The organism is Mesorhizobium sp. WSM4840, from assembly GCF_055811755.1.
Window position 1 is genome coordinate 41729 of sequence record NZ_JBVVQD010000037.1, and the last position, 8751, is coordinate 50479.

Genomic DNA, 8751 nt, shown 5'->3' on the forward strand with positions numbered 1-8751 from the left:
CATGACCGACTACATCATCGCCGGCGCCGGCCCGGCCGGCTGCGTCCTGGCCAACCGGCTGAGCGAAGATCCGTCGCATCAGGTGCTGCTGCTCGAGGCCGGCGGCAAGGACTGGCACCCGCTGATCCACATGCCGGCCGGTTTCGCCAAGATGACCAAGGGCATCGCCGCCTGGGGCTGGTCGACCGTGCCGCAAAAGCACATGAAGGACCGCGTCTTCCGGTACACACAGGCCAAGGTGATCGGCGGCGGCTCCTCCATCAACGCCCAGATCTATACACGCGGCAACGCCCGCGATTACGACGCCTGGGAGAAGGAAGAGGGCCTTGCCGGCTGGGGCTATCGCGACGTGCTGCCCTATTTCAAACGGGCCGAGAACAACCAGCGCTACGCCAACGATTTTCACGGCGACCAGGGTCCGCTCGGCGTGTCGAACCCGATTGCGCCGCTGCCGATCTGCGAGGCCTATTTCCGCGCTGGACAGGAGATGGGCATTCCCTTCAATCCGGACTTCAACGGGATAGCCCAAGAAGGCGTCGGTTATTACCAATTGACGCAGAAGGACGCGAGACGCTCCTCCGCCTCGGTCGCCTATCTCAGGCCGATCCGCGAGCGCAAGAACCTGACCGTCAGGACCGGCGTGCTGGTGACGCGCATCGTCGTCGAGAACGGCCGGGCCGTCGGTGTCGAGATCGTCGACAGGCCGGGCGGCCAGCCGACGACCCTGCGTGCCGAGCGCGAAGTCATCGTCTCGTCCGGCGCCATCGGCTCGCCAAAGCTCTTGATGCAGTCGGGCATCGGCCCGGCCGACCACCTGAAGTCGGTCGGCGTGACGCCAGTCCACGACCTGCCCGGCGTCGGCTCCAACCTGCAGGATCATCTCGACCTGTTCGTCATTGCCGAATGCACCGGCGACCACACCTACGACAATTACGCCAAGCTGCACCGGACGGTGTGGGCCGGCTTGCAGTACCTGCTGCTGAAAAAAGGTCCCGTTGCCTCCAGCCTGTTCGAAACCGGCGGCTTCTGGTACGCCGATCCGACCGCTGCCTCGCCCGATATCCAGCTCCATCTCGGCCTCGGCTCCGGCATCGAGGCCGGCGTCGAGAAGCTGAAAAATCCGGGCGTGACGCTGAATTCCGCGTTCCTGCGCCCACATTCGCGCGGCACGGTGCGGCTGAACAGCGCCGACCCCGCCGACCACCCGCTGATCGACCCGAACTACTGGTCAGATCCCTACGATCGCGACATGTCGATCAAGGGGCTCAGGCTGGCGCGCGAGATCATGCGGCAGAAAGCGCTAGCCCCTTACGTGCTGCGCGAGGTGCTGCCGGGACCGGTACTCACCAGCGACGACGAGCTGTTCGACTATGCCTGCCGCAGTTCCAAGACCGACCACCACCCTGTCGGCACCTGCCGCATGGGTCATGATGCGATGAGCGTGGTGATGCCGGATCTCAGGCTGCGCGGCATCGAAGGGTTGCGCGTCTGCGACGCCTCGGTGATGCCGCACATCCCCTCCTCCAACACCAATGCGCCAACGATCATGGTCGGCGAAAAGGGCGCCGATCTGATCCTTGGCCGCGAACCACTGCCGCCGGCCGTGTTTTCCACCAACCAAGCGGCATGAGATCCCAAGAATGATCAGGCACTGTGTTTTCGTTCGATTCCGCAATGACGTCACCGACGACGAGCGCGCGGCAATCCATGCCGATCTTGAGGCGCTGCGGCGGGTGATCGACGGTATGGGCAAGGTCGAATTCAGCGTCAACACCAGCCCAGAGCCGTTCGCGCGCGGCTTCACGCACGGCTTCACCATCGACTTCCGCGATGCCGCCGCACGCGACGCCTATCTGGTGCATGAGGCTCACAGCCGAGCGGCGCCCGGCTGGTCGCGGCGCTTGAAGGCGGCACTGACGGGCTGATGGTGTTCGACCTCGAGTCAGGCGCTTAGCCTATCCGAGCCTCAGCGCGACGACGCCGGCAACAATGCTGAGCACGGCGGCACCGCGCCATCCTGTCATCTTCTCGCCGAGCGCAAACACCGAGATCATCATGGCGAACAGGATCGAGGTTTCGCGCAGCGCCGCGACCGAGGCGATCGGCGCCTTGGTCATCGCCCACATCACGATCCAGTAGGCGGCGCCGCTGAGCACGCCGGTGTACACGCCCGCCTTCCAGTCGCGCGCCAGCACCGGCAGCGCTTTTGGTCCGCGAAAGATCAGGCACAGCACCAACGCCCATGCCGCATCACAGACGAACAGCCATGCCGCATAGCTTGAGGCGGTATCGGCCAGCCGCGCGCCGCTGCCGTCGGAAAGCGTATAGCCGGCGATGAAGATCGAGGTGCCAAGCGCAAAGCCGACCGCGCGCAGGTTCAGCCTCTCCAGGTGTGCGCCGCCGCGAAACGACAGCACCAGCGTGCCCGCCGACAGCAGGACGATGCCGAGAATAGCGAGTGGCGCCGGTACCTCGGCGACGACCACGATGCCGCCAAGTGCAGCCAGCAGCGGCGCCGTGCCGCGCGCCAGTGGATAGGTCTGGGCGAAATCGCCGGCCTTGTAGGCGCCGATCAGGAACGTCCTGTAGCCCATATGGAAGATCACCGAGGCGATGATGTACGGCCACACTTCCGCCCTCGGCACCTCGACGAAAGGCAGCGCCAGAAGCGCCACGGCGCCCATGCCGAGCGTCATCAGCGTGATCGACAGGAAGCGGTCGAGATGGACCTTGACCAGCGCGTTCCAGATCGCGTGCATGGCGGCGGCGGCAAGCACCGCGAAGAAGACGGACAGGGTCATCGGTGGCTCATGCGCCTCCGATCCCTGTCGCGAAGGGCGTTTCCAGGTCGATGTCGACCCGCAGCGGAAAATGATCCGAAGCGACTTCGCCGATATCGGCGCTGACCGAGCGCACCCGTCCCGCCAACATCCCGCCGACGAAGCAATGGTCGAGCCGGCGCTTTGTCAGCCTGCCGTCGATGGTTTTCACATGGGTGTGGAAATCCGACGTTGGTTCGCCGGCGACGGCGGCGGCATCGACGAAACCGTCGAGATAGGCCGCACCGCGATGATAGGGCATGCTGCCGACGATGCGCCGGTACTCGACGCTGCCTGGCTCCATGTTGAAATCGCCCATCCAGATCGCCGCCAGCGGGTTTTCCGGCTCCGGCTGGCCATTGCTCCAGTTGCGCACCGGCTCATCGTCGGCGCCGCTCCACGGGCCGCCGTCGGACGGCGCCCGGCGATGCTCGGCGAGCAGATAGTCGATCTGCTCCAGCCGCTCTTCGGCGGCGATATGCGCGAGATGCAGCGACAGCACCCGCACCGGACCGGCAGGGGTGTGGATCATGCATTCCAGCGCTGCGTTGCGGGTGTTGAGCGGACGCACGGTGCGGCGCAGCGGCAGCGTGTGCAGGCGCGACCAGACGATCGGCAGCTTGGACAGGACCATGGTGCCGAATTGCCGCCGCCGGTTGACGATGCGGCCGTCACGCCGCTCGCTGGCGTCCATGTCGAAGGCCGGCCCATAAACCCAATAGTATTCGGGCAGCAGTCGCGAAAGAAGTTCCGGCTGGTCGTCATCGCTGCTGCGCAGCCAGTGCCGCTCCACCTCTTGCAAGGCGATGATGTCGGCGCCGGCCACGACGCGTGCCGCGCGCGCGAGATCGTAGCGGCCGTCGCTGCCGAAGCCGTATTGGATGTTGTAGCTGACCAGCTTCATCGCTTAACCGGCTCAATTTCGTGATGGCAGTAGCCGTTTGGCGGATTGGTTGCAATGTGCAGCCGGGTGGAGAGAGCTTGGGCCAGGCAGCGCGCGGCTAGAGCATCGGACCCAAAAGCCTGCCCTCGGGGCCTGACCCGAGGGTGGTACCGGTTTTGGGAAAATCCGATGCTCAAACAAAAAGATAGAGCGGCCGTACGATTCGATTTGAATGTCCGCCGCTCTAAGAGACTGTTTCGAAATTCGCTCTGGCGAGTCATATGATGGTGGTTTCGAGAACCGGCGCGCAGCGGACATTTGGGTCCGTGAGCACCGGAAGCGGAGAAAACGCCATCAGATGGCCGCCAGAGTAGAGTTTCCAAACGGTCTCTAAGTCGTCAGCGGCTGGAATCGTCCGGGCGGAGAGGCGGCCAGTTCCGACCAGTCGATTTCCTCCTCCAGGCGATGATATGCTTCGTCGCCGATCGTCCCGTCGATACGCAGCTGTTCCAGCGCGTCACGCTGGCTCTTGATGGCGTAGAGCCGCAACCTGTCGTACTCGGTCGCAGCCTGGGCGTCGTCAGGATTTTCGGCGATCACGCGCTGCGCGGTAAATTGCTCGCGGACCGCAACCGCGGCATTCGATGTCTTGCCGCTCAACACGTCCAGCGCTGCCTGCATGATGGCGACGCGCGCCTGCGCGACTTCGCGGTCGACAATTTCGTCCGGATCGAGACCAAGCAAGCGCAGCAGCGGCTTCAGGCTGATGCCTTGCAGCACCAATGTGCCGAGGACGACCGAGAAAGCGGCGAGCACGATCGGGTCGCGGCCCGGAAAGTCGGCCGGCAAGGCAAAAGCTGCAGCAAGGGTGACCAGACCGCGCATGCCGCACCAGCCGATCAGCACGCCGCCGCGAAACGACGGGGCTTCGGCCTGCCGATCCGCGTCACCGAAGCTGGCAAGCCACCTCATGATCGCGCCGCATCCCAGCACCCAGGCGAGACGCGAGACGATGACGACAGCCAGCACGGCTGCGGCGAAGACGAACGCTTCGACCTGCCCCTGCTCGGCAAGCCGGCCGACGATCAACCGTGCCTGAAGTCCCATCAGGACGAATGCCAGCACGTTGAGCACGAAGACCGCCGTCTCCCAGACCGAGTAGGAACTGACGCGATTTCTGGCCGGCATGCGGCGCGGCGCGGTGCGCGCGATGGTCATGGCATAGACCACGATTGTTATAATGGCGGAGAGCCCGATCCTGTCGGCCAGGATCCAAACGCCGAATGTTCCGGCAAATTGCACCACCGTGCCGCTTGCCGGATCTCTGATGCGACTGAGGGTGACGAGAGACAACTGGCCGAGCACATAACCAGCGGCAAGGCTGCCGACCGTCGACAGCAAGATCATTGGAACCGCGCTGCTCAGCAGGATGGAGCCGGCAGCGGTCGAAACCGCCATGCGGTAGATCAGGAGTGCCGTGGCGTCGTTGAGCAGGCTTTCGCCTTGCAGGATCGCGGTGACGCGGTGCGGCACCTTGAACTGTCCAAGCACGGCAGACGCCGCGACGGCATCGGGCGGCGCGACGATCGCGCCAAGGGCGATCGCCGCAGCGATCGGCAGGCCTGCCATTGTCCATCCAACGAGCGCCACGGCAGCGGTGGTGAAAACGACGGCGCCAAGCGCCAGCAAGACAAGCGGCAGTCTGTAGCGATTGAGATCGCGCAGTGACGTGTCGTAGGCCGCGTCAAGAAGCACCGGCGCGATGAACAAGGCGAGCGCCAGTTCGGGATCGATCTCGATGGTCGGCGCAAACGGCAGGAAGGCGATGCCCGCGCCTGCCAACGCCAGCAACGACGGATAGGGAACCTGGAGACGCCGCGACAGCGCCGTCAGCGCGACGGCGATCAGCAGAAGAATAAGGGTCAGCTCGAAAAGCGCCATGCCCTACCGTACCGGTGAAGCCGGGCGATTGGCACTGCAAAAAAACGGCGACCGGCTTTGGCTGGTGAATGGTGAATGGTGAATGGTGAATGGTGAATGGTCGCTTGCAGAGAAATTTCGGCGCGTAAAGTGCACTTCTTGCTATTCACCATTCACTATTCACTCTTGCCCTAATGCAGCACCAGCATGTCGCCTGACGAGAAGGAAATCTCGGCCTTTTCGCCGACGGCGGGCGGCGGTGTGGCCGGGCTGTTAAACGTGTCGAGCGACACCGTGCTGCCGCCGATGCCGACGCGAACCCGGATGACCGAGCCGAGGAAATGCACTTCGGTGATCTCGCCCGAAAGGCTCGCGTCGCGGCCGGGATGGCGGCCGAGCGAAATCGCTTCGGGCCGCAGTGCCAGCGACAGCGTGTCGCCGGACTTGGAGCCGTTGAGCTTGCCCTTGAGCGAGATCTCTTGCGCGTTGACGCGCACCTTGCCCGACGCCGCGTCGGTGACGGTACCCTCGAGCACGTTCAGTGTGCCGACGAAATTGGCGACGAACTTGGTTGCCGGCCGGTTGTAGATCTCGAACGGCGTGCCGACCTGCTCGGCCTTGCCGCCATACATGACGGCGATGCGGTCAGAGATCGACAGCGCCTCTTCCTGGTCGTGGGTGACGAAGACGGTGGTGATGCCGAGCTTCTTTTGGATCGAGCGGATTTCCTCGCGCAGCGACACGCGCACCTTGGCGTCGAGCGCCGACAGCGGCTCGTCGAGCAGCAGGAGCTTCGGCTTCGGCGCAATCGCCCGCGCCAGCGCGATACGCTGCTGCTGGCCGCCGGAGAGCTGATAGGGATAGCGGTCGCCCATCTGCGGCAGCTTGATGAGGTCGAGCATCTCGGCAACGCGCCTGTCGGCATCGGCCTTGGGCATGCCCGCGACCTTCAGCCCGAAGCCGATGTTTTGCGCCACGGTCAGGTTCGGAAACAGCGCGTAGGCCTGGAACACCATGCCGACATTGCGCTGGTTGGGCTTGAGCCGGGTGATGTCCTTGCCGGCCACCACGATCTTGCCGGCGCTCGGCTCCTCGAAGCCGGCGACCATGCGCAGCACCGTCGTCTTGCCGCAGCCCGACGGCCCGAGGAACGAGACGAATTCGCCCGGCTCGACGTCGAGATTGAAGTCCTGGACGACGGTGGTGGCGCCGAAAGCTTTTCGAACCTGCTGGATGGAGAGGAATGGCTCGGCCATGGCTTTTCTTTCGGTCAGTACTTTTTCGATCAGTTTGGCCGGTTCGCCGATCGCGGCGCAAAACGCGACAGGATCTGGATCAGCGACATACAGCCCCAGGTGATGGCGAACGAAATGAGCGCCAGTGCCGACGGCTCATAGGCACTGTTGGCGCCGATGTTCTGCAGATAGGGGCCGAAGGCCGGGCGATTCAGCAGCGAGGCCATGGCGAACTCGCCGATGACGATGGCAAAACTCAGGAACGCGCCGGATAGGACAGCGATCAGTACGTTCGGCAGGATGATGCGGGCGATGATGGTGGTCCAGCCGGCGCCGAGGATTTGTGCGGCTTCGGTGAGCGTTCTGACGTCGATGGTCCTGAGACCGGTATCGACCGCCCGGTACATATAAGGCAGCGCCAGCACTGCATAGCCGATGACCAGCAGAGCATCGGTGCCACGCGCCGTCGCCAGAAAAGGCAACGCTGAATTCGAACCGAACATTCTGATGTAGCCGAAGACGATGACGATAGCGGGGATAACCAGCGGCAGCAGGGTGATGAACTCTACGACCGGCCGCAGATTCGGTAGCCGCAGCCGTATCCAGTAAGCCGTCGGCACGACCAGGAGCACGCCCAAAAGGATGGTGAATACCGCCACAACGACGGAATAGGTAAATGTCGCCTGGAAATTCGGATCTTCGAAGACCGAGCGGTAGGCGTCAAAGGAATATTCCCCTCGCCGCTTACGCAAGGAGAATTCAAAGGTCGCCACAAGCGGCAGGACGAAATAAGTGGTTCCCACGCCAAAAACGAGCCAGGCCCAAAAGCGGTTGCCTTGCTTCATTTCAGCCACCGTTCGGCTCGCCGTTGGAACAAGATATAGAAGAGATTGGCCAGGCCGGTGATGACGATCATGCCGAATGCAAGTGCGTAGCCTAGATTCGGATTGTAAAGCACGTCGCCGCGAATCTGCGCGAACAGCTGAATTGGCACGATGTTGAGTGACGGCCCCGTCAGTGCATAGGCCGTTGCGACCGCCCCGAACGCGTTGGCAAAGAGGAGGACCGTCGTACCGAGAAAACTCGGCCATAACACCGGGATGACCACCATGCGCCAATATTGCCAATTGGTTGCCCCGAGCGTCGCGGCAGCTTCGCCCCATTCCTTCTTCAGCCCATCGACCGCCGGTGTGATGATCACGATCATCAACGGAATCTGGAAATAAAGGTAGGTGAGAATCAGACCCCAGAACGAAAAGATACTGAAGCCGAGCGAATAGATGTTAATGCCGAAAATGTCACGCAACAGGATCGTCGCCACTCCGAGCCGACCTAGCGTCGCGATGAACGAGAATGCCAGCGGTACGCCGGCGAAATTCGAGGCGACGCCCGAGAAGGTCAATGTTGCCGAGCGTAACCACGGCGGCAAGCCTCCGCGAACGACTGCCACGGCCATCGCCAGACCGATCAAGGCGCCAAGGATCGCAGAAACAAAGCTGATCTGAATGGATACCCAATAGGCCGCCGCGAGCTTGGGTTGCGACAACGCTATGATGTTGTCGAACGTATAGTCGCCGGCTGCATTTTTGAACGCGCCGGCGATCAGCCCGACCGTGGGCAAGATCAGGAAGACCAGTGCGAAAGCGAAGAACGGAGTTACGCCTAACCAATGCAGTGGCAGCCGAAGGCGGCTGATCTCCGGCGCGCGAGGACTGACGCGGGCTGTCTCGGATATTGTGGAGTCTGCCATGGAATTCCCGAAGCTGGCATAGGGCGCCCGGGGGGGGGCCCCCCCCCCCCCCCCCCAAAAAAATAAACCCCGGCCCCACCAAGGGGACACAAAAAGGGGGTGTTTGATTTTTGTGGGGGGGGTGTTGGAGCAACATTTGGGTTA

At 63.1% G+C, this 8751-nt stretch carries 8 protein-coding genes; 2 read left to right on the forward strand and 6 right to left on the reverse strand.

Translation table 11 applies throughout. The features are described from left to right. The first annotated feature begins 1 nt into the window (after position 1). Together AC0L3I_RS31810 and AC0L3I_RS31815 are read left to right on the forward strand one after the other, a co-directional pair. The gene (locus tag AC0L3I_RS31810; protein ID WP_473486401.1) at positions 2–1630 is read left to right on the forward strand and encodes a GMC family oxidoreductase; all 1629 of its coding nucleotides are present in this window, start codon (positions 2–4) and stop codon (positions 1628–1630) included. 10 nt (positions 1631–1640) lie between these two features. Beyond that, positions 1641–1925, forward strand: a complete 285-nt coding sequence (locus AC0L3I_RS31815) for a Dabb family protein (RefSeq protein WP_473486400.1) — start codon at positions 1641–1643, stop codon at positions 1923–1925. Positions 1926–1955: 30 nt separating this feature from the next. Here the strand turns inward: AC0L3I_RS31815 and AC0L3I_RS31820 are convergent, their stop codons facing one another. From AC0L3I_RS31820 to AC0L3I_RS31845, 6 genes are all read right to left on the reverse strand, one after another. Further along, positions 1956–2801: an EamA family transporter gene (locus AC0L3I_RS31820; protein WP_473486399.1), complete on the reverse strand. Its 846-nt coding sequence runs from the start codon at positions 2799–2801 to the stop codon at positions 1956–1958. A 7-nt stretch (positions 2802–2808) separates the two neighbouring features. Next, positions 2809–3723 carry an endonuclease/exonuclease/phosphatase family protein gene (locus tag AC0L3I_RS31825; RefSeq protein WP_473486398.1) on the reverse strand — a complete coding sequence of 305 codons (915 nt, stop codon included), beginning with the start codon at positions 3721–3723 and terminating at the stop codon, positions 2809–2811. A gap of 369 nt (positions 3724–4092) precedes the next feature. Beyond that, positions 4093–5643: a cation:proton antiporter gene (locus AC0L3I_RS31830; RefSeq protein WP_473486397.1), complete on the reverse strand. Its 1551-nt coding sequence runs from the start codon at positions 5641–5643 to the stop codon at positions 4093–4095. Positions 5644–5813: 170 nt separating this feature from the next. Further along, positions 5814–6878: an ABC transporter ATP-binding protein gene (locus AC0L3I_RS31835; RefSeq protein WP_473486396.1), complete on the reverse strand. Its 1065-nt coding sequence runs from the start codon at positions 6876–6878 to the stop codon at positions 5814–5816. Between the two features lie 29 nt (positions 6879–6907). Beyond that, positions 6908–7702 carry an ABC transporter permease gene (locus AC0L3I_RS31840; protein ID WP_473529552.1) on the reverse strand — a complete coding sequence of 265 codons (795 nt, stop codon included), beginning with the start codon at positions 7700–7702 and terminating at the stop codon, positions 6908–6910. Then, the gene (locus AC0L3I_RS31845) at positions 7699–8607 is read right to left on the reverse strand and encodes an ABC transporter permease (protein WP_473486394.1); all 909 of its coding nucleotides are present in this window, start codon (positions 8605–8607) and stop codon (positions 7699–7701) included. Before AC0L3I_RS31845 ends, AC0L3I_RS31840 begins: the two co-directional genes overlap by 4 nt. Between the last annotated feature and the right edge of the window lie 144 nt (positions 8608–8751).